The organism is Streptomyces africanus (genome assembly GCF_002150735.1).
GTDB lineage: Bacteria > Actinomycetota > Actinomycetes > Streptomycetales > Streptomycetaceae > Streptomyces > Streptomyces africanus.
Genome location: NZ_MUKA01000688.1, coordinates 1 through 359 on the forward strand (window position 1 = coordinate 1; position 359 = coordinate 359).

General features: G+C 74.7%; 1 pseudogene. It reads right to left on the minus strand.

The features are described from left to right. Positions 1-172: 172 nt before the first annotated feature. Positions 173-359: pseudogene (locus tag CCL05_RS47000) on the minus strand (TetR/AcrR family transcriptional regulator); the annotation flags it as partial.

Consider the following 359-nt stretch of genomic DNA (forward strand, 5'->3'; position numbering starts at 1 on the left):
CACGACTGACGCCGCCCCGGTCCCAGCCGGCTCTGGCCAGGCCCGCCGGCGGGTGGCCAACTCACCCCGCCTCGTCGCCCAGGTCCGCGCCCGAGCCGCCGCTTCGGACGCGGCCACCCCGTCGAGCCCCCCGAGACCGAGTTCGCCGATCCGGGTACGCGACGATTCTCAGCTACGGGCCCGGGGGCGGCGTCCTGCCGGTATGGGTGCTCGCCGGCTTCGTCAGGATCGCGCTCGCGACGACGTCGAAGAGGTGGTCGGCGCGTGGGGCGAGCGAGGGTTGATCGCCGAGCCACGCGAGCGCCGCGATCAGCGCGAACAGATCGGTACCGTCGATGTCGGTCCGGGCCATGCCCGCG